Here is a 20,403-nt window from a genome sequence, read left to right as displayed (position 1 = left end):
TGTACAACGGCCGGCACGCGCCCGGCGAGCACGTCCGCGTCTTCCCGCTGTCCAACTGGACCGAGCTGGACGTGTGGCAGTACATCGCCCGCGAGGGCATCGAGCTGCCGGCGATCTACTTCGCGCACGAGCGAGAGGTCTTCTCCCGGAGCGGCATGTGGCTGACCGCGGGCGAGTGGGGCGGCCCCAAGGACGGCGAGCGGGTGGAGAAGCGGCAGGTCCGCTACCGCACCGTCGGCGACATGTCCTGCACCGGAGCGGTCGACTCGGACGCCGACACCATCGAGAAGGTGATCACGGAGATCGCCGCCTCCCGGCTCACCGAACGCGGTGCCACCCGCGCCGACGACAAGCTCTCCGAGGCCGCGATGGAAGACCGCAAGCGCGAGGGGTACTTCTAACCATGACCAGCACCACCGAACCCACCGAGCCGCTGTCGGTCGAGCAGCTGTCGGAGACGACGCTGCTGCGGTTCGCCACCGCCGGGTCCGTCGACGACGGCAAGTCCACCCTCGTCGGCCGGCTGCTGCACGACTCCAAGTCGGTCCTCACCGACCAGCTGGAGGCCGTGGAGCGCGCCTCTGCAGGCCGCGGTCAGGACGCCCCCGACCTGGCGCTGCTCACCGACGGCCTGCGCGCCGAGCGCGAGCAGGGCATCACCATCGACGTGGCCTACCGCTACTTCGCCACCGCGCGCCGCCGGTTCATCCTGGCCGACACGCCCGGCCATGTGCAGTACACGCGGAACATGGTGACGGGCGCCTCCACGGCCGAGCTGACGGTGATCCTGGTCGACGCCCGCAACGGCGTCGTCGAGCAGACCCGCAGGCACGCCGCCATCGCCGCCCTGCTGCGGGTTCCGCACGTGGTCCTCGCCGTCAACAAGATGGACCTGGTCGAGTACCGGGAGCCGGTGTTCGCGGCGATCGCCGAGGAGTTCACGGCGTACGCCACCGAGCTGGGCGTCCCGGAGGTCACCGCCATCCCCATCTCCGCGCTCGCCGGTGACAACGTGGTGGAACCGTCCGCGGTGATGGACTGGTACGGCGGCCCGACCGTCCTGGAGCACCTGGAGACGGTCCCGGTCAGCCACGACCTGGCGCACTGCCACGCCCGGTTGCCCGTGCAGTACGTGATCAGGCCGCAGACCGCCGAGCACCCGGACTACCGGGGCTACGCAGGCCAGATCGCGGCTGGTTCGTTCCGCGTCGGCGAGGAGGTCACCGTGCTGCCCTCCGGACGCACCTCGCGGATCTCCGGGATCGACCTGCTCGGCGTGCCGGTCGACGCGGCGTGGACGACGCAGTCGGTGACCGTGCTGCTGGAGGACGACATCGACGTCTCGCGCGGCGACCTGATCGTGCCGAGCAAGGACGCGCCGGCGACCACCCAGGACGTCGAGGCGACCGTCTGCCACGTCGCCGACGCCCCGCTGACCGTCGGCCACCGGGTCCTGCTCAAGCACGGCACCCGCACGGTCAAGGCGATCGTCAAGGACATCCCGTCCCGGCTCACCCTGGACGACCTGTCCCTGCACCCGCACCCCGGGCAGCTCGCCGCCAACGACATCGGCCGGGTGAAGATCCGCACCGCCGAGCCGCTGCCGGTCGACTCCTACGCGGACTCGCGCCGCACCGGCTCCTTCATCCTGATCGACCCCGCCGACGGCACTACGCTGACCGCGGGCATGGTCGGCGAGTCGTTCGCCGCGCCGGACCCGGTCACGGACGCCGCCGACCAGGACGGCTGGGACTTCTGACCATGGACTCCTCCGACTTCTACTCGATGTTCGCCAAGGAGGGCGGCCGGGTCGGCAGCGGTGCCCTCGGCAGCGGACAGGGCGGGGTGGCCCGATGTGTGCGCTGACGTACGCGCACCGCATGCGCGCCCTCACCCCCCACCTGTGCAGTAGACGAAGACCTGCCGACCTCCCGGCCACGACCTGAGAGACCGTGACCGCCGGGCCAACGAGAGGAACACCTCCCGTGCCTGCCATCCGCTCCACCGCCCTGCGCCGCGGCCTCGCCGTGCTCACCGCGCTGCCGCTGCTGACGCTCGCCGCGTGCGGTTACGGCTCGAACGCCAAGGACGACCCCGCCGGCCAGAAGATCGCCGCCGGTGCCAAGAAGACCGACGGACTGGACTCCGTCAAGATCGGCTACTTCGGCAACATCACCCACGCGACCGCCCTGGTCGGCGTGCAGAAGGGCTTCTTCCAGAAGGCCCTGGGGGCGACCAGGGCCAAGTACCAGGTGTTCAACGCCGGTCCGTCGGAGATCGAGGCCCTGAACTCCGGCTCCCTCGACATCGGCTGGATCGGCCCGTCCCCCGCGATCAACGGCTACACCAGGTCGGACGGCAAGAACCTGCGGATCATCGGCGGTTCGGCGTCCGGCGGGGTCAAGCTCGTGGTGAACCCGGCGAAGATCAAGTCCCTGAAGGACGTCAAGGGCAAGAAGATCGCCACCCCGCAGCTGGGCAACACGCAGGACGTGGCGTTCCTCAACTGGATCGCCGAGCAGGGCTGGAAGGTCGACGCCCAGAGCGGCAAGGGCGACGTGTCGGTGGTCCGCACCGACAACAAGGTCACCCCGGACGCCTACAGGTCCGGGTCGATCGACGGCGCCTGGGTGCCGGAGCCGACCGCGTCCAAGCTGGTCGCCGAGGGCGCCAAGGTGCTCCTGGACGAGTCCACGCTGTGGCCGGACCAGAAGTTCGTCATCACGAACGTCATCGTGTCGCAGAAGTTCCTCGAGGCGCACCCCAAGGCGGTCGAGGCCGTACTGAAGGCGTCCGTCGAGACCAACCGGTGGATCAACGCCCACCCGGACCAGGCGAAGGCGGCCGCCAACGCGCAGCTCGCGGCCGACTCCGGCAAGGCCCTGCCGGCCGACGTCCTCGACCCGGCGTGGAAGTCCATCCGGATCACCGACGACCCGCTGGCCGCCACGCTGAACACCGAGGCCGCGCACGCCGTCAAGGCCGGGCTTCTCCAGCAGCCCAGGCTGGACGGCATCTACGATCTGTCCCTCCTGAACAAGGTCCTGAAGGCGCAGGGCCGGCCCACTGTCAGCGACGCCGGTCTCGGCGCCCGGTAGAGCCCGTAGCCGAAGAGTTCCCAGGAGGTGACGACCATGGCCACGACCACCCTCGCCAAGGCCCCCGAGGCCGTCGAGCACGCGGCACGCCTCGAGAACGTCTCGAAGTCCTTCGCGGCTCCGGGCGGGCAGCAACTCGTCCTGGACGGCATCAGTCTCGATGTCGCACCGGGCGAGTTCGTCACCCTCCTGGGGGCCTCGGGGTGCGGCAAGTCCACCCTGCTGAACCTGGTGGCCGGCCTGGACCGGCCGAGCGCCGGTTCCATCACCACCGACGGCCGCCCCGCGCTCATGTTCCAGGAACACGCCCTGTTCCCCTGGCTGACCGCGGGCAAGAACATCGAACTCGCCCTGCGGCTGCGGGGCGTGGCGAAGCAGGACCGGCGCGGCAGGGCCGAGGAACTGCTCGAACTGGTCCGGCTGGGCGGCGCGTACGGCAAGCGCGTGCACGAGCTGTCGGGCGGTATGCGCCAGCGCGTGGCGATGGCCCGCGCGCTCGCCCAGGAGAGCAACCTGCTGCTGATGGACGAGCCGTTCGCCGCGCTCGACGCCATCACCCGTGACGTCCTGCACGACGAGCTGACCCGCATCTGGCAGGAGACGGGCGTCTCCGTGCTGTTCGTGACGCACAACGTGCGCGAGGCGGTCCGGCTCGCGCAGCGCGTGGTCCTGCTGTCCTCCCGGCCGGGCCGGGTGGCCCGTCAGTGGTCGGTGGACATCCCGCAGCCGCGCCGCATCGAGGACGCTCCCGTCGCGGAACTGTCCCTGGAGATCACCGAAGTACTGCGTGGGGAGATCCGCCGCCATGGCCAGCACTGAGACGACGCCGGCGCGGGACGCCGAACCGGCCGGCCAGGACTCCGGCCTGGGCGGTGTGGAGGCCGGGCTGGACGCCCTGGAGCTGCCCCAGGGCGGCCGTACGCCGCTGCGCAAGACCTTCGTGGACAAGATCCTGCCGCCGGTCACGGCCGTGGTGGTGGTCCTGCTGCTGTGGCAGGCGCTGATCACCTTCCACGTGGTCGACGACCCGGCGAAGCTGCCCTCGCCGGCCGCCGTGGGCGGCGAGTTCAAGGACGCCTGGCTGCAGGGCACGCTCCTCGGCTTCATCTGGACGTCCGTCTCGCGCGGTCTGCTGGGCTTCCTGTTCGCGCTGGCCATCGGCACGCCGCTGGGTCTGCTGGTGGCCCGGGTGAAGTTCGTGCGGGCGGCCATCGGCCCGGTGCTGTCGGGGCTCCAGTCGCTGCCGTCGGTGGCGTGGGTGCCTCCGGCGGTGATCTGGCTGGGCCTGGACAACTCGATGATGTACGCGGTGATCCTGCTCGGCGCGGTCCCGTCCATCGCCAACGGCCTGGTCTCCGGCGTCGACCAGGTGCCGCCGCTGTTCCTGCGGGCGGGCCGCACGATGGGCGCGACCGGCCTGCGGGGCGCCTGGCACATCGTGCTGCCGGCCGCGCTGCCCGGCTATCTCGCCGGTCTGAAGCAGGGCTGGGCCTTCTCCTGGCGCTCGCTGATGGCCGCGGAGATCATCGCCTCCTCGCCCGACCTGGGCATCGGCCTCGGCGCGCTGCTGGAGAACGGCCGCAACGCCAGCTCGATGTCCATGGTGTTCCAGGCCATCGTCCTCATCCTGTTCGTCGGCATCGCCATCGACCTGCTGATCTTCAGTCCGCTGGAGCGGTGGGTACTACGCAGCCGCGGCCTCTTCGTGAAGAGCTGAACGCCCGTGTCCCAGCACCCCGTCCTCCTGGTCGTCGCCCACGGCAGCCGCGATCCGCGGCACGCCGCGACCGTGCACGCCCTGGTGCGGCGGGTGCGGGCCGCGCGTCCGCAGCTGCGGGTGGAGACCGGCTTCCTGGACTTCAACGTGCCCTCCGTGCCGGGGGTGCTGGAGTCCCTGGCGGCCGACGGGGTCCGGGACGTGGTGGCGCTGCCGCTGCTGCTGACCCGCGCCTTCCACGCGAAGGCGGACATCCCGGCGGTGCTGCGTCAGGCACCGCCGGGCCTGCGGATCCGGCAGGCCGACGTGCTGGGGCCCTCGCCGCTGCTGACGGCGGCCCTGGAACGCCGGCTGCACGAGGCGGGCCTCGGGCCCGCCGGCAAGTCCTCGACCGGGGTCGTCCTGGCCTCGGCGGGGTCCTCCGACCCGGAGGCGATCGCGGTGATCGCCGACATCGCGCGGGAGTGGTGGCGTACCGGTTGGTGCGCCGTGCGGCCTGCGTTCGCCTCCGCATCCCTTCCCCGTACCGAGGACGCGGTGCGGGAGCTGCGGGAGCTGGGCTGCGCGCGGGTGGCGGTCGCCCCGTACGTCCTGGCGCCCGGGTTCCTGCCGGACCGTATCGTGCGGGGCGCGGCCGGCGCGGACGTGGTCGCCGATGTGCTCGGCGCGGCACCGGAGGTGGCGCGGGTGCTGCTGGAACGCTACGACGCCGCGCGGCTGCCCCGGGTCACGGCCCTCGGCGCCTGACCCGGCCGTGCGCGGCGGCCGGTCCGGGCTGGGGCCGTTCAGTCGAAGCGCAGGCTTCCGGTGCGGGTGCGCTTGAGTTCGAAGAGGTCGGGGTGCGCGGCCAGTACCCGGAAGCTGTCGAACAGCCGGGCCGCCTCGGCGCCCCGCGGGACGGCCCGCAGGACCGGTCCGAACCACACCGTCCCGTCCACGTGCAGGGTCGGCGTCCCCACGTAGCCGCCCGACTCCGGTTCGGCACCGGCGTCGTGGCTGCGGCGCACGGCCTCGTCGTACGCCGGGTCGTGGGCCGCGCCGGCCAGCTCAGGGGCCAGGCCGAGTTCGGCGAGGGCGTCCGCGGCGACCGCGTCGAAGTCCGTCTCCTTCCGCTCGTGGATGCGGGTGCCGAAGGCGGTGTACAGGTCGCGCAGCACCTTCTCGCCGTACCGCTCGGCGGCGGCCACGGCGACCCGCACCGGGCCGGTCGACCTGTCGACCAGGTCCCGGTACCAGTCGGGCAGTTCGTTGCCGGTGTTGTGCAGGAACAGGCTCATCACGCGGAAGCGGAGGTCGAGCGGGCGCTCCCGCTCGACCTCCAGCAGCCAGCGGGAGGTGATCCAGGCGAAGGGGCAGGCGGGGTCGAAGAAGAAGTCGACCCGGGTGGGGGCCGCGGGGTCCGGATCGGTAGGTGTAGGGGTCATGCCCTGGACGTTAGTGCCCCATTGGGTCAGGTTCACGGCCCAATCATCCGCTGTCTTCCTGATCCACTTCTCCCCTCCCGCCCCCGGCCGCGCCACCGGCCGCACCTGCCCCGATGATGAGGGAGCGCGCGGGGGAGCCTCCCCCGCGCCGGCCACCTCCCGTCGGACGTCCCCTGCCCCGCAGACCCCGGAAGTCCCAGAGCCCCGCGGACCCGCGGTCCCCCGCAGCCCGGTGGACCGGGGTCACCGCAGACCCAGGAGCGCACGTGCAGTACCGGCAGACCTTCACGCTCGGCGGCAGCCTGCCCGTCCGCCGTCTCGGCTACGGCACCGCCCAGCTCACCGGTCCCGGCTACTGGGGCCCGCGCGGTGACCGCCGGGAGGCGGTGGCGGTGCTGCGGCGGGCGGTGGAACGCGGGGTGACCCTGATCGACACGGCCGACAACTACGGTCCCGCGCTCGCCGAGGAGCTGGTGGCCGAGGCGCTGCACCCCTGCCCGGCGGGCGTGGTCGTCGCCACGAAGGGCGGGGTGGTCCGTACCGGCGACGACGCCTGGCACGTGGACGGGCGGCCGGCCTCGCTGCGGGCGATGTGCGAGGCGAGCCTGCGCCGGCTGCGGCGCGAGCGGATCGACCTGTACCAGTTGCACCGGCTGGACCCGGCCGTGCCGATGGCCGAGCAGCTGGGCACGCTGGAGGAGTTGCGGGCGGAGGGCAAGATCCGGCACATCGGCCTGGACACCGTCACCGCCGGGCAGCTCGCCGCCGCGCTCGAACTGACGGAGGTGGTCTCCGTGCAGAACCGCTACCACCTGCTGGACCGCGCCTCCGAGCCGCTGCTGCGGCTGTGCGAGGAGCGGGGCATCGCGTTCCTGCCGTGGTTCCCGCTGGGCAACGGCGAGCTGGCGGGGCATCCGGTGTGCGCGCGGATCGCCGCCGGGCACGGGGCGACGCCGGCGCAGATCGCCCTGGCCTGGCTGCTGCACCACTCCCCCGTGCTCTGCCCGACCCCGGGCACGGGCACCCTCGCCCACCTGGAGGAGAACCTGGACGCGGCCGGTGTGCGGCTGACGGACGACGAGCTGGCCCGGCTCGACGCCCTGGCCCGGCCCGGCGACGCCCCTGCTTGACCTTTCCCCTGGGGCAAGGCGGAGGGTCGCGGGCATGGACGACTTCCACGGGAAACAGACGCCGTACAGCGATCCGGGGGACCTCGACGTCAGCGGGCTGCCGGATGATCCCGGCCGGCTCGCGGGGATCGTGCGCGACCTGATCATCCACCGGGGCGAGGGCGGACGCTTCGGCTACGCGATCCCCCAGGACCGGCTGCACCTGGACGCCGAGTCGCGGTACGTCCGGGCCATCCTGCGGCTCCTGCGCGAACGCGCCGGCACCCCGCTGACCGTGCCCCGGCCGCCCGAGGCGCGGTTCGTGGGCACCTGCCGCGACTTCGCCCTGCTGCACTGCTCGCTGCTGCGGGCCACCGGGACGCCCGCCCGCGTCCGCTGCGGCTTCGCGACCTACTTCGAGGAGGGCGCCCACGCCGACCACTGGGTCACCGAGTTCCGTACGCCGCGGGGCGACTGGCGGCTCGCCGACCCTCAGCTCCACCACACGTACGGGGGCCTGGACTTCGACCCGATGGACGTGCCGCGCGACCGTTTCGTCGTGGCCGCCGACGCCTGGCGGGCCTGCCGGGCGGGGCGGGCGGACCCGCGGCGGTTCGGTGTGACCGGCCTGGAGGGGGTCGCGGGGCTGTGGTTCGTCGGCGGCGGGGTGCTGCGCGACCTGGCGGCGCTGAACGGCGTCGAGCTGCTGCCCTGGGACTACTGGGGCCGCGAGATCTCCGACGACGCCGCGCTCACCGGGGACGACCTCGCCCTCCTCGACGAGGTCGCCGCCGCCCGCACCGAGGCGGAGCTGCGCCGGCTGTACGCCGGGGACCCCCGCCTGACCGTCCCGGACGTGATCACCTCGTACACCACGTACACCGGCGTGCGGCAGGTCAGCCTGCGGTCATCTCCACCAGCTTGACCACCGTGTTCCAGTTGCGGGTCGTGGCGATCAGGCCGCCGGTCACGGGGCGCCGGGCCAGACGCTCGGCGAGCCGGGAGCGGCCGAGCCCGTCGGGTGCGTACAGGTAGAGCGCGCGGTCGCCGAGGCGGAACTCCTCGGGCAGGTGGGCGGCCCGGTCGATGTCCGCGTAACGGGACGGGTCGGCGGGGACCGAGAGGTAGGTGACGTGGAGCTGACGCGGCTCCAGGGCGGCGGCCGGGAAGGGGCAGGCGTCGGCGACGGCCCGCAGATAGGCGTGGTCGCGCACGATGACGTCCACCGCGAAGCCGAACCGCTTCCCGATCGCGGCGGCGAGTTCCGCCGCGAGGGACTCCTCGTCACCGTGCCCGCAGGTGAAGACGGCCTGGCCGCTCTGGAGGTGGGTGCGGACGCCGTCGTACCCGGTCTCCTGCATCAGCGCGCGCAGTTCGGCCATGGGGAGCTTCCTGTGGCCGCCCACGTTGATCCCGCGCAACAGCGCCGCGTACGTTGTCGTCATCCGCCCACCCTAGAACGCCGGACCGCCCCGGTCAGGGCCTTCGCCCTCCGGCCGCCACGGGACGGCCGTCACGGCGCCCGCAGCCGGCCGGCCGTCACGGGACGGCCTCCACCACCGGCCCGCCTCCGCCACCGGCCGGCCGCCCTGCCGGCCGTCGCCTCCGTCAGGCCGTGCGGGCCGCCCGGGCCGCCGCCAGTTCCGCCTCGATCAGGTCGGCCGCGCGGCGCGTGCCGCCCTCCTGGGCCATCCGCGCCTGGATGTCCGCCAGCCGCCGCGCCACCTCGGGGTCGTCGAGCAGGGCGAGGGCGGCGGTGCGCAGCGCCACGGCGGTGGCCTCCTCGGTGTCCAGGCGCCGGGCCACGCCGAGCCCCTGGAGCATGTCCGCGTTGCCGAACTGGTCGACGGCCTGCGGGACGGCGATCATCGGAGTCGCGGTGGCCAGGCCCTCCTGGCTGCCGCCGGCCCCCGCGTGCGTGACGAACAGGTCGGCCTGGCGCAGGACCGCCAACTGCGGCACCCAGGAGTGGACCTCCACGTTCGCGGGCAGGTCGCCCAGCTCGGCGGCGTCCACGTGCCGGCCGATCTGGAGCACCAGGTGCCAGCCGGGCAGCCCGCCGAACGCCTCCACGCAGGCCCGGTAGAACCCGGGCCGCTTGGTGAAGGAGGACCCGAGCGAGACGAGGACCACCTTCTCGGCGCCGGCCGGCCGCTGCCAGTCGCCCTCGGCGCCGCGGTCGCCCTGGCAGGCGCCGACGAAGGTGTAGACCGTCTCGTCCACCCGGTCGGCGTTCGGCTGGAGCGCCTTGGGGATCAGCACCAGGGAGCGGGCCGGGTGGCCCATGAACACGTCGGGGTGCTCGGTGATCCCGTTCTCCTCCAGCCAGGCGCGGAAGCGGGCGTAGTAGGCCTGGCCGCGTTCGGTCTTCAGCGGCTCCTCCCACATCGGCTCGGCGATCTCCTGTTCGTACCCCTTCCAGGCGACGAGGTTCGGTGAGAGCGAGACGACGGGCACGCCCCAGCGGTGGCCGAGGACGCGGGCCGGGTAGGAGGTGATGTCGTGCAGCACCAGGTCGGGCTCGTCGCCCTCATAGGCCTCGACGAGCTGCGGGAGCGCCTGGACGGCGTCGGCGAGGAACGGCTCGACGTTGTCCAGCAGCGTCGTCCCCCAGGCCTCCGGGTCGGCGTCGGGTCCGGGCAGGGTGCTGTTCCACGGCTTGACTTCGGCGCCGGTCTCGGCGACCTTCTCGGCGAACAGCGGCGGGATCGCGTACGTCACCCGGTGTCCCCGTGCGACGAGTTCGCGGATCACCTCCAGGCTGGGGTTGACGTGGCCGTGCAGGGCGGTGGAGAACATGGCGATGTGGGCGGGAGCGGTCATGCACCCGACCCTAGGCGAGACGAGACGTCTCGTACAACACGATTTCAGCGCTGGTAGCGGGCCAGGACGAGGTTGCCGTCCTTCTCCAGCCGTTCGCGCAGTTCGTCCAGGCCGATCGCGCCGCTGTAGTACTCCTGGAACGCCGGTGTGGCCACCTTGTCCTTCCACTCGGGGTAGCCCCGTACGGACTGCGCGGGGGCGCCGCGCAGGTGGGCGGCGAGGGCCGTGCCGGTGGCCCAGCCGTAGCGGGTCGTGTGCAGGGCGGGGTCCGCCAGTGCCCGCGTGCCGGTGGGCAGCATCCAGTCGCCGAGCGCGAGGCGCACCATGTGGTCCGGCTGGAGCAGGAAGTCGAGGAACGCGGCGGCCTCCTTCTTGTGCGGGCTGTCCTCGGCGATGGACAGCGTCTGCGGGCTGACCCCCTGGGTGAGTCCGCCGGCTCCGGCCGGGGCGGGCAGCACCTGCCACCGGAACCCCTTCGGCGCCTGCTGGCGGATCTGCTGCCGGTAGGAGAAGCCGAGCGGCACCATGGCGTACTTTCCGGCGAAGAACCCCGGCAGGGTGTCGGAGCCGCCGCTGCCCAGGGTGGAGGGGGAGGCGCTGCGGTCGGTGCCGACCTGGTCGTGGACGGTGCGGGGCACCACCTGGTCGGCGTCCTCGAACCGGACGGTGACCCGGCCGTCGGGGCCGCGGTGGAACAGGCGTCCGCCGGCGGACAGGGACAGGTTGAGCGTGGCGGAGACGGGTTCCTTCAGCGGCCAGGCCACCCCGTACCTGCCCGGGCCGCTCAGCCGCTGGCTCACCTGCCGGAACTCCTCCCAGCTCCAGGGGCGCTCCGGCGTCGGGATCCGCACGCCCGATTCCTCCAGCAGCCGCGTGTCGGCGATCAGCACCCGCGGCTCCTGGAGGAACGGCACGCCGTAGACACCGTCCCCGAACGTCGTCGTCTCCCAGCTGCGCCGCGGGATGTCGGACTTCAGCCGCGCGGACAGCAGAGGGGTGAGGTCGGCGAGGTAGCCGCCGTAGGCGAAGTCGGCGAGGTCGTCGGAGGCGTCGTGGATGACGTCCGGCGCCTCGCCTCCCTCGAAGGAGGTCAGCAACTGGTCGTGGACGCTGTCCCAGCTGCCCTGGACGTACTCGACCCGTATGCCGGGGTGGGCGGCGTTCCACTCCCGCACCAGTGCCCGGGTGGCGGCCACGGACTCCTGCTGCCACGCCAGGGACTGGAAGCGCAGGGTGATCCGGCCGCCCCCGCCGGCCCCGCCGCCGCCCGAGCAGCCGGCGAGCAGGACCGTGAGGACGAGGGCGAGGACCCGCAGGCTCCGGCCGCGCATCAGCTCTTCACCGCCCCGGCGAGCAAGCCGCCCGTGATCCGCCGCTGGATGAGGGCGAACACCAGCAGCGAGGGCAGCGTGGCCAGGAAGGCCGCCGCCGCGAGCGGGCCGAGGTCGGCGACGCCCTCGGCCCCGACGAAGTGGGTGAGGACGACCGGCAGGGTCTGTTTCCCCGGTGTCTTGAGCAGCACCAGCGCGAAGAAGAACTCGTTCCAGGCGGTGACGAACGCGAACAGGGCGGTCGCCACGATCCCCGGTGCGAGCAGCGGTGCCGTCACCGAGACCAGCGTCCGCAGCCGGCCCGCGCCGTCGACGGCCGCGGCCTCCTCCAGTTCGGCCGGCACGGCGCGGACGTAGCCGGTGAGCATCCACAGCGCGAACGGCAGCGACCAGACCACGTAGACCAGCACCAGCCCGGCGAGGGAGTCGATCAGCCGGAGGTTCTTCAGCACCAGGAAGAGCGGGATGATCAGCAGGACGAAGGGGAATGCCTGGCTGACCACGACCCATCCGGTGGCCGCGCGGGTGAGCCAGGAGCGGCGCCGGGCCATGACGTACGCCATCGGCGTGCCGATCAGCACGGCGATCACCGCGGTCCCGAGGGCGGCCAGCAGGGAGTTGAGGGCCGCGTGCAGCAGCGGCTGTTCGCCGAAGGCCTGCCGGAAGTTGCCGAGGGTGGGGTGGCGGGGGATCCAGGCGGGGTGCAGGTCCGCCAGTTCGCGTGGTGGTTTGAACGCCGTGGACAGGAGCCAGAGCAGCGGGAGGGCCAGGAAGAGGAGGTAGGCGAGCAGGGCCGCGTACTGGCCCACGCGGGCTCGGGTCGACGTCCTCATGCCGGGTCACCTCCCCGCAGCCGGCCGGCGAGGAAGACGGCCAGCAGGACCGAGACGACGGCGACCAGGACGCAGCCCATCGCCGCCGCGTACCCGAACTGGCCGTAACGGAAGGCCTCCTCGTAGGCGAAGAGCGTGGGCAGCCGGGTCCGGCCGCCGGGGCCGCCGCCCGTCAGCACGTAGACCAGGGCGAAGGAGTTGAAGTTCCAGATCAGGTTGAGCGCGGTGACGGCGAGGGCGACCGGTCTGAGGGCCGGCCAGGTGACCGCGCGGAAGCGGCGCCAGGCCCCGGCGCCGTCGACCGCGGCGGCCTCGTGCAGTTCGCGGGGGGTGTTCTGGAGGCCGGCGAGCAGGGCGACCGTGGTCTGCGGCATCCCCGCCCACACGCCGACGACCACCACGGCGGGCAGAGCGGTGGCCAGGGAGCTGAGCCAGTCGTGGCCGTCCCCGAGGCCGAGGTCGCGCAGGGTCTCGTTGAGGATGCCGGCGTCCGGGTTGTAGACGAGCCGCCACATGATGCCGACGACGACCTCGGGCATCGCCCAGGGGATGACGGCCAGCGCCCGGGCCAGCGGGCGCAGCCGCAGGTCCTGGTCGAGCAGCAGGGCGAGCCCGAGCGCGAGCAGGAACTGCGGCACGGTCACCGCGACGGCCCACACCAGGCCGATCCGGAACGACTGCCAGAACAGCGTGTCGTGCGCGAGGTCCTGGAAGTTGAGGACGCCGGTCCACCGCGTGGGGTCCGTCCGCCCTGACTGCGCGTCGGTGAACGCGAGCAGGACGCCGTACAGGAGCGGGCCGACGCTGAGGAGCAGGATGGGGACGAGCGCGGGCAGCACCAGGAACCAGGCGCCGGGGTCGTGGCCGCGCCGGGGCAGGCCGGGGCCGGTCGCGCGGCGCGCCGGTCTGCTCACCTCGGTCAGCGATGTCACGTGATCCATCCTCTGCACGGCTCGGACGGGCCTGGTCATGGTCGTGAAGGCGCCGCGGTCCGTCAAGACACCGCGCACACGCCCCCACCTGTGCGAATGCGAGACTGGCCGACGCAAGGCGGGAATCCGGCGGACAGGGAGGCGGACGATGGACGAGGCACGGGCGCGCGAGGTGCTGGCGGCGGTGCGGGCGGTGCCGGGCCCGGCGGCGCGGGAGGCACGGCTGCTGGCGCTGGGCGAGAACGCCGTGTTCGCCGCCGGGGACCTGGTGGTCAAGGTGGGCCGCGACGCCGAACTCCTCGACCGCGCGCGCCGGGAGCTGGAGATCGCGGGCTGGCTGGCGCGGGCGGGTGTGCCGGCCGTGCGGGCGGCCGCGCCCGAGGCACTGCTCGTCGAGGGCCACCCGGTCACGGTGTGGCACCGGCTGCCCGACGCGGTCCGCCCGGCCGAACCGCGCGACCTGGCCGGACTGCTCCGTCTCGTCCATGCGCTGCCCTCCCCCTCCTTCCCCCTGCCGCCGCGCGAGCTGCTGGGCGGCGTGGAACGCTGGCTGCGGCTGGCCGGCGAGGCGATCGACCCGGCCGACGCGGCCTATCTGCGCGAGCGCCGCGACGGCTTCGCGGCGGCCGCCGCCGCCCTCACCCCGCACCTGCCGCCGGGCCCGATCCACGGGGACGCGCTGCCCCGCAACGTGCACATCGGCCCGGACGGGCCGGTCCTGGTCGACCTGGAGACCTTCTCCGCCGACCTGCGCGAGCACGACCTGGTGGTGATGGACCTGTCCCGGGACCGCTACGGCCTGCCCGCCGAGGCCTACGACGCCTTCACCTCGGTCTACGGCTGGGACGTACGGGAGTGGGCGGGCTGCTCGGTGCTGCGCGGCGCCCGGGAGACGGCCAGTTGCGCCTGGGTCGCGCAGCACGCCCCGAGCAACCCGAAGGCGCTGGCCGAGTTCGAGCGCCGGGTGGCGTCCCTGCGGGACGGCGACGAGACGGTGCGCTGGTACCCCTTCTGAGCGGCTCCGCCCTCCGCTCGCCCCTCCTCCCGCCCGCCGCCGGGGCGGCCGGCCCTCAGACGGTCTCGCCCGCCGGCTCCCGCAGGGGCCAGGTGCCCTCGACCACGGCGGCCGGGTCGCCCTTGCGGCGCAGGAAGTCCTGGAAGTCCGCCGCCCAGGCGGCGTACCACTCGATCTGCCGGCGGTGCAGCTCCGCCGGGCCGAGGGCCGCGACCTTGGGGTGGCGGTCGGCTATCGCGGCGGCCAGCCGGGCCGCCGCGAGCGCGTCGGCCGCCGCGTCGTGGGCGGAGTCGAGGACGACGCCGTACTCCGTGCACACCGCCTGGAGGGTGCGCTTGCCGCGCCGGTAGCGCTCGACGAAGCGGTCGATGGTGTACGGGTCGACGACGGGGCCCGGCTCGGCGCCGCCCAGGCGGTCGCTCAGCGACGGCAGCCCGTGTCTGCGCAGTTCGGCGGCGAGCAGGGTGAGGTCGAAGGCCGCGTTGTACGCGACCACGGGCACGCCCGTCTTCCAGTAGCCGGTGAGCACGTCCGCCAGCGCGTCCGCCACCCGGTCGGCCGGGCGGCCCTCGGCGGCGGCCCGCTCGTTGCTGATCCCGTGCACGGCGACGGCGTCCTCGGGGATGGGCACGCCGGGGTCGGCCAGCCACTCCCGGCGGCCCAGCGGCTCGCCCGCCCTCACCTCGATCACGGCGCCCGTGACGATGCGCGCCTCGTGCGGGTCCGTCCCGGTCGTCTCCAGGTCGAACCCGATCAGCAGCTCCCGGTGCCAGCCCATGGCGGCCCCCCTTCTCGGTGGTGCTTCCCCCAGTGGCTCCCACCTTCGCATGCGCCACTGACAATCCAAGGACCGCGTTCCGCTTCCGACGGCATTTCAGGACACGGGGCGCGAATCAGCCCACATCAGCTCGAACTCCTCACGGTAGACGGAGAAGAGTCCGCCTTCGTCCGCCTCGCCCGACTTGACCACCTTGTTCCCGTTGCGCAGGACGAACACCGGCGCCTCCATGCCCCGGCTGCGCCGCAGGTGGGACTGGACGACGGCGATGCCGTCGGAACCGTCGCCGTCGACCAGGTAGGCGGTCAGGCGCGGCGTCTCGTCGTAGACCTGGATCTCGAAGGCGTCCGGGTCGCGCAGCCGGGAGCGGACGCGGCGCATGTGCAGGATGCTCATCTCCACCGTCCGGCTCAGCTCGCCGCGCTTGAGCCCCAGCTCCCGCTCGCGCCGCTTCACCGCGCTGGAGGCGGGGTTCAGGAACAGCAGCCGCACCCGGCAGCCCGACTCGGCCAGGCGCACCAGGCGGCGGCCGGAGAAGTTCTGCACCAGCAGGTTCAGCCCGATGCCGATGGCGTCCAGGCGGCGCGCGCCGCCGAAGATGTCCTCGGCCGGGAACTGGCGCAGCAGCCTGACCCGGTCCGGGTGCACGGCGACCACGTCCGCGTACCGGTCACCGACCAGGTCCTCGACCGCGTCGACCGGCAGCCGCCGGGCGGAGGGCACGTCGCCGCCGGCGCCGAGGATCTCCAGCAGGCGGGCGGAGGCGCGCTCGGCCTGGTTGAGGACGGCCTCGGACAGGGCCCGGTTGCGCGAGACGACGTTGCGGGTGACCTCCAGCTCGTCGAGGGCGAGTTCGACGTCGCGGCGTTCGTCGAGGTAGGGCTCGAAGCAGGGCCAGTGCTGCACCATCAGCTCGCGCAGCTGGGGCAGGGTGAGGAAGCTGATGACGTTGTCGTCGGCCGGGTCGAGCAGATAGCCCTTGCGGCGGCTGACCTCGCGGACGGCGACGGCGCGCTGCACCCACTCCTGTCCGGCCGGCCCGGCGGCGGCGACCACCCAGTCGTCGCCGTGCACGGGTTCGTAGACGGGGCGCAGCACGGCGCAGACGACGGCGCGCAGCCGCTGTTCGACGAGGTTCAGCCAGATGTAGGCCCGGCCGGCCCGCTGGGCGCGGGTGCGCACCTCGTGCCAGGCGTCGGCGTCCCAGTCCAGCTCCGGGCCGATGGCACCCGCGTCCATCGGCCGGGCCAGGGACACCGCGCCGGGCGGGACGTCTGCGGAGTTCCCCTCGTGACCCTCGTCACCAGGGGGAAGCTCCAGGCCTCCCGAGCCCACCCGTGCACCGCCTTCCGCTCCCCCGAGCATCCCCGTCCCAACGATCAAGGAAGGGTACTCCGGGAGCGGTGCGCGGTGCAGCCGGATGGACAGCTCCTTTCCCAACTTCCCCCCGTCGCATACGTGTTCCGGTGCTGCCCGTCGACACAGTGAGCGAAATCATGCCGTTGACGCCGCATCACGGCCGGGCCCTCCGGGTAATTCGAACACCTTCGGACGGGTCCGGCGGGACGACGCACCCGCCCCGAAGTCATAGGTGGCGGCCCCACTTTCGGGGACACTCGGGACCAGGGGCGCCACCCGCGGCGCCGTACACCTGAGAGAGTCGTGTCCATGCAGGTCTGGCCTGGAGAGGCGTATCCGCTCGGCGCCACGTACGACGGCGCCGGCACCAACTTCGCGGTCTTCACGGAGGCCGCGGACCGAGTAGAGCTGTGTCTGCTGCACGACGACGGCTCGGAGACGGCGGTGGAACTGCGGGAGAGCGACGCGTTCGTGCGGCACGCGTACGTGCCGGGCGTCATGCCGGGGCAGCGGTACGGGTTCCGTGCGCACGGCCCGTACGCCCCGGAGCGCGGTCTGCGCTGCAATTCCGCGAAGCTGCTCCTTGATCCGTACGCACGTGCGATCAGCGGCTCCGTCCGGTGGGGCGAGGAGGTCTACGGCTACCACTTCGACGACCCGGGGCGGCGCAACGACCTGGACTCCGCCCCGCACACCATGACCTCGGTCGTGGTGAACCCGTACTTCGACTGGGGCGACGACCGGCCGCCCCGGCGCGGCTACCACGAGACGGTGATCTACGAGGCGCACGTCAAGGGCCTCACCATGCGCCACCCCGGGCTCACCGAGGAGCTGCGCGGCACCTACGCGGCACTGGCCCATCCGGCGGTCATCGAGCACCTGACCGAACTGGGCGTGACGGCGCTGGAACTGATGCCCGTACACCAGTTCGTGAACGACCACCGGCTGGTGGACATGGGCCTGAACAACTACTGGGGCTACAACACGATCGGCTTCTTCGCCCCGCACAACGCGTACACCTCCTGGGGCGACCGCGGCCAGCAGGTCCTGGAGTTCAAGTCGGCGGTCAGGGCGCTGCACGAGGCCGGCATCGAGGTCATCCTCGACGTGGTCTACAACCACACCGCCGAGGGCAACCACCTGGGTCCGACGCTGTCCTTCAAGGGCCTGGACAACCCGCAGTACTACCGGCTCACGGACGACCCGCGCTACTACATGGACACCACGGGCACCGGGAACTCCCTGCTGATGCGGTCCCCGCACGTGCTCCAGCTGATCATGGACTCGCTGCGCTACTGGGTCACCGAGATGCACGTGGACGGCTTCCGCTTCGACCTGGCGGCCACCCTGGCGCGGCAGTTCCACGAGGTGGACCGGCTGTCGTCGTTCTTCGACCTGGTGCAGCAGGACCCGGTGGTCTCCCAGGTGAAACTGATCGCCGAGCCGTGGGACGTCGGCGAGGGCGGCTACCAGGTGGGGAACTTCCCGCCGCTGTGGACGGAGTGGAACGGCAAGTACCGCGACACCGTGCGGGACCTGTGGCGGGGCGAGCCGCGGGCGCTCGCGGAGTTCGCCTCGCGGCTGACCGGCTCCTCCGACCTCTACCAGGACGACGGCCGCCGTCCGCTGGCCTCGATCAACTTCGTGACCTGCCACGACGGCTTCACGCTGCACGACCTGGTGGCGTACGACGACAAGCACAACGAGGCCAACGGCGAGGAGAACCGGGACGGCGAGAGCCACAACCGCTCCTGGAACTGCGGGGCGGAGGGCGCGACGGACGATCCGGAGGTGCTGGAGCTGCGGGCGCGCCAGATGCGCAACTTCCTGTCCACGCTGATGCTCTCCCAGGGCGTGCCGATGATCAGCCACGGCGACGAGTTCGCCCGCACCCAGCAGGGCAACAACAACGCCTACTGCCAGGACAACGAACTGTCCTGGGTGCGCTGGCCGGAGCCCGGCGAGCAGGGCAGCGACCTGCTGGAGTTCGTGCGGGCGATGGCCCGGCTGCGCAAGGAGCACCCGGTCTTCCGGCGGCGCCGCTTCTTCCACGGGCGGCCGGTGCAGGGCACTCATGACGAGCTGTCGGACATCGCCTGGTTCACCCCGGAGGGCAAGGAGATGACCCAGCAGGACTGGGGCTCGGCGAGCGCCTCCGCGCTGACTGTGTTCCTCAACGGCAACGCGATCTCCGAGCCCGGCCCGCGCGGGGAGCGGATCAGCGACGACTCGTTCCTGCTGCTGTTCAACGCCGCGCCGAAGTCCCTCGACTTCGTCGTCCCGGTCGATCACGGACGCCAGTGGCAGGTGGTCGTGGACACCGCCCGCACCACGCCCCTGCCGCCCGGTACCGGCCGCAAGGCCCAGGCCGGCGACCGGCTCACCCTCAAGGACCGCAGCCTGGTCGTCCTCCAGCGCCCGGCCTAGGACCCTTCGTCCGGACCCGACCGGACCGGGTCGGGTCGGGTCACGGGGCCGCGTCTCAGCGGGCCGTGCCGGCGCGGTCGTCGGCGGGCACGCGCGCGTGGGCGGTGCCCGCGCGGTCCTCGCCGCGGACCGCCGGGCGCGCCGTCAGGGCGAGGACGGCGGCCAGGCCGGCCGCTGTGCTCGCCACGGCGAAGGCCGCAGCGGGTCCGCGGGCGTCGGCGAGACGGCCGCAGACGGCGACGGCGAGAGCCTGTCCGGCGACGATCGCGCTCGTGGCGTAGGCCATCGCCTCGGCGAGCCGGGCCGGCGGCACCACCCGCTCGGTGATGCCGAACACGGTGACCAGGTGCGGGGCGTACGCCACTCCGAGCACGGTCACCACGACGTACAGGCCGGTCAGTGTGTGCGTGCCCAGCAGCGGCAGGGAGAGGGCGAACGCCGCCGCCGAGGCCGTGCGCCGGCGTGCCCGCAGCCCGAAGCGGGCCGGAAGGGCCGCCATGGACAGCCCGGCGACCGCGCTCATCACCCCCATGGCGGCGTACACGAGCCCGGCCTGGTCCTCCTGGCCCAGCCGCCCGGTCAGCGCCGTGATCCCCGCCTGGCAGGCGCCGAACATCGCCCCCTGGAGGGCCAGCGCGGCCCGCAGCGCGTGCACGGAGCGGGGCATGGGCGGACGGCCGGAGGCCGCCCGGCGGTCACCACCCGCGCGCGTGAGGAACCGGCGTACGCCGACGGCCGCCCGACGCCCGTCCCCCGCCCGGCCCGCATCCACCGCCCGGCCTTCCTCCGCCGGACGGCCCGCCCGGCGCGTCGCCGTGGCCGCAGGACGGGTCACCGCGGCCGTCGGGTGGAGGGCGAAGCCCGTGCCGCACACGGCCACCAGCACCGCCGCCGCGCCCAGGGCGTACGCCGGGTGCGCGAGGACCGACGCCAGGCCGACCAGGGCGGGACCGAGAACGAAGGAGATCTCGTCGAGCGTGCTCTCGAAGGACAGGGCCGCCCCGACCGTGGACTCGGGGGCCGCGGCCCGGCGGGCGAGGGCGACCAGACGGGCGCGGGCCAGCGGGCCGATCAGGGGTGCGGTCGTCCCCGCGCCCGCGCCCAGCAGCGCGAGCGCCGGCGTGCCGAGTCCGGCGAGCGCCCCGGCGACCAGTGCGGCGACGGCGACGGCGTTGGCCCAGGCGAACACGAGGACGACCGTCCGCTGGCCGCACCGGTCCGCCAGACGCCCCACGAGCGGCCCGCAGGAGACCTGGCCGAGGGCGAGCGCCCCGCCGGTCGCCCCGGCCGCGGCCAGCGAGTCACTCGTCCGGGCGACGAGCAGCACGCTGCCGAACTGGATGGTGGCCGTGGGCAGCCGTCCCAGGAACGACACGACCGGGAGCAGCGGCCCGGTCAGGCCGATCACGTCGCCGTAGGTCTCCCGTGTGCTGCGCGGCCGCGGTGTGGTCATCGTCCGAAGCTAGTGCTGTGACCGGGAAGGTTCACCGGCTCGCGACGCCCGGCACGGCACCTCGCCGCGTTGTCGCATCACCCGAGTACGTCCAGTACGCGGGT

The 20,403-nt window shown here is 73.1% G+C and carries 18 protein-coding genes and 1 pseudogene; 10 read left to right on the top strand and 9 right to left on the bottom strand.

Annotated features, from left to right (window positions below):
* The 6 genes from ABZ719_RS35065 to ABZ719_RS35040 form a co-directional block, all read left to right on the top strand.
* The coding region (locus ABZ719_RS35065) for a phosphoadenosine phosphosulfate reductase family protein (RefSeq protein ID WP_366729214.1) at positions 1-401 on the top strand (401 nt) is incomplete at its 5' end.
* A gap of 2 nt (positions 402-403) precedes the next feature.
* On the top strand, positions 404-1,759 hold the full coding sequence (locus ABZ719_RS35060) for a GTP-binding protein (protein ID WP_366729213.1): 1,356 nt from the start codon (positions 404-406) through the stop codon (positions 1,757-1,759).
* A 226-nt stretch (positions 1,760-1,985) separates the two neighbouring features.
* Complete coding sequence (locus ABZ719_RS35055) at positions 1,986-3,098, top strand: aliphatic sulfonate ABC transporter substrate-binding protein (protein WP_366729212.1); 1,113 nt, start codon at positions 1,986-1,988, stop codon at positions 3,096-3,098.
* A 36-nt stretch (positions 3,099-3,134) separates the two neighbouring features.
* Positions 3,135-3,917 carry an ABC transporter ATP-binding protein gene (locus ABZ719_RS35050; RefSeq protein ID WP_366729211.1) on the top strand — a complete coding sequence of 261 codons (783 nt, stop codon included), beginning with the start codon at positions 3,135-3,137 and terminating at the stop codon, positions 3,915-3,917.
* Positions 3,904-4,815 carry an ABC transporter permease gene (locus ABZ719_RS35045; protein WP_366729210.1) on the top strand — a complete coding sequence of 304 codons (912 nt, stop codon included), beginning with the start codon at positions 3,904-3,906 and terminating at the stop codon, positions 4,813-4,815. The genes ABZ719_RS35050 and ABZ719_RS35045 overlap by 14 nt, the downstream gene beginning before the upstream one ends.
* A 6-nt stretch (positions 4,816-4,821) precedes the next feature.
* Entirely contained in the window at positions 4,822-5,562 is a 741-nt protein-coding gene (locus ABZ719_RS35040; protein ID WP_366729209.1) for a sirohydrochlorin chelatase, read from the top strand.
* 38 nt (positions 5,563-5,600) lie between these two features.
* Here ABZ719_RS35040 and ABZ719_RS35035 read toward each other — a convergent pair whose 3' ends face one another.
* Positions 5,601-6,239, bottom strand: coding sequence for a DsbA family protein (locus ABZ719_RS35035; RefSeq protein WP_366729208.1), 639 nt, complete (start codon positions 6,237-6,239; stop codon positions 5,601-5,603).
* A gap of 266 nt (positions 6,240-6,505) precedes the next feature.
* Here ABZ719_RS35035 and ABZ719_RS35030 point away from each other — a divergent pair, with 266 nt between their 5' ends.
* Together ABZ719_RS35030 and ABZ719_RS35025 are read left to right on the top strand one after the other, a co-directional pair.
* Positions 6,506-7,369: an aldo/keto reductase gene (locus ABZ719_RS35030; protein WP_366729207.1), complete on the top strand. Its 864-nt coding sequence runs from the start codon at positions 6,506-6,508 to the stop codon at positions 7,367-7,369.
* 34 nt (positions 7,370-7,403) lie between these two features.
* A complete protein-coding gene (locus ABZ719_RS35025) occupies positions 7,404-8,273 on the top strand; it encodes a transglutaminase-like domain-containing protein (protein ID WP_366729206.1) in 870 nt (289 codons plus the stop codon).
* On the opposite strand, the gene ABZ719_RS35020 is transcribed toward ABZ719_RS35025, so the two are convergent.
* From ABZ719_RS35020 to ABZ719_RS35000, 5 genes and pseudogenes are all read right to left on the bottom strand, one after another.
* Complete coding sequence (locus tag ABZ719_RS35020) at positions 8,245-8,793, bottom strand: DUF1697 domain-containing protein (RefSeq protein WP_366729205.1); 549 nt, start codon at positions 8,791-8,793, stop codon at positions 8,245-8,247. The genes ABZ719_RS35025 and ABZ719_RS35020 overlap by 29 nt on opposite strands.
* 163 nt (positions 8,794-8,956) lie before the next feature.
* A pseudogene (mgt, locus tag ABZ719_RS35015) lies at positions 8,957-10,214 on the bottom strand (macrolide-inactivating glycosyltransferase).
* Between the two features lies 1 nt (position 10,215).
* Positions 10,216-11,502: a sugar ABC transporter substrate-binding protein gene (locus tag ABZ719_RS35010; protein ID WP_366729204.1), complete on the bottom strand. Its 1,287-nt coding sequence runs from the start codon at positions 11,500-11,502 to the stop codon at positions 10,216-10,218.
* Positions 11,502-12,335 carry a carbohydrate ABC transporter permease gene (locus ABZ719_RS35005; RefSeq protein ID WP_366729203.1) on the bottom strand — a complete coding sequence of 278 codons (834 nt, stop codon included), beginning with the start codon at positions 12,333-12,335 and terminating at the stop codon, positions 11,502-11,504. The genes ABZ719_RS35010 and ABZ719_RS35005 overlap by 1 nt, the downstream gene beginning before the upstream one ends.
* Positions 12,332-13,276, bottom strand: a complete 945-nt coding sequence (locus ABZ719_RS35000; RefSeq protein ID WP_366729202.1) for a sugar ABC transporter permease — start codon at positions 13,274-13,276, stop codon at positions 12,332-12,334. Before ABZ719_RS35000 ends, ABZ719_RS35005 begins: the two co-directional genes overlap by 4 nt.
* Positions 13,277-13,415: 139 nt before the next feature.
* Between ABZ719_RS35000 and ABZ719_RS34995 the strand changes: the two genes are divergently transcribed.
* Positions 13,416-14,282 (top strand): aminoglycoside phosphotransferase family protein, encoded by an 867-nt coding sequence (locus tag ABZ719_RS34995; RefSeq protein WP_366729201.1) that lies wholly within the window; start codon positions 13,416-13,418, stop codon positions 14,280-14,282.
* A 55-nt stretch (positions 14,283-14,337) separates the two neighbouring features.
* On the opposite strand, the gene ABZ719_RS34990 is transcribed toward ABZ719_RS34995, so the two are convergent.
* Both ABZ719_RS34990 and ABZ719_RS34985 read right to left on the bottom strand, forming a co-directional pair.
* Positions 14,338-15,060, bottom strand: a complete 723-nt coding sequence (locus tag ABZ719_RS34990; protein WP_366729200.1) for a 3'-5' exonuclease — start codon at positions 15,058-15,060, stop codon at positions 14,338-14,340.
* 96 nt (positions 15,061-15,156) lie between these two features.
* Positions 15,157-16,425: an SAV2148 family HEPN domain-containing protein gene (locus tag ABZ719_RS34985; RefSeq protein WP_366729215.1), complete on the bottom strand. Its 1,269-nt coding sequence runs from the start codon at positions 16,423-16,425 to the stop codon at positions 15,157-15,159.
* A gap of 303 nt (positions 16,426-16,728) precedes the next feature.
* On the opposite strand from ABZ719_RS34985, the gene glgX reads away from it, so the two are divergent.
* Positions 16,729-18,846, top strand: a complete 2,118-nt coding sequence (gene glgX / locus ABZ719_RS34980) for a glycogen debranching protein GlgX (protein WP_366729199.1) — start codon at positions 16,729-16,731, stop codon at positions 18,844-18,846.
* Between the two features lie 55 nt (positions 18,847-18,901).
* Here the strand turns inward: glgX and ABZ719_RS34975 are convergent, their stop codons facing one another.
* Positions 18,902-20,299 carry an MFS transporter gene (locus ABZ719_RS34975; protein ID WP_366729198.1) on the bottom strand — a complete coding sequence of 466 codons (1,398 nt, stop codon included), beginning with the start codon at positions 20,297-20,299 and terminating at the stop codon, positions 18,902-18,904.
* Positions 20,300-20,403 lie beyond the last annotated feature (104 nt).

The organism is Streptomyces sp. NPDC006743 (assembly GCF_040703815.1).
Lineage (GTDB): Bacteria > Actinomycetota > Actinomycetes > Streptomycetales > Streptomycetaceae > Streptomyces.
Note: the sequence above shows the minus strand (reverse complement) of the source record. Positions and strands in the feature narration are given on the sequence as shown.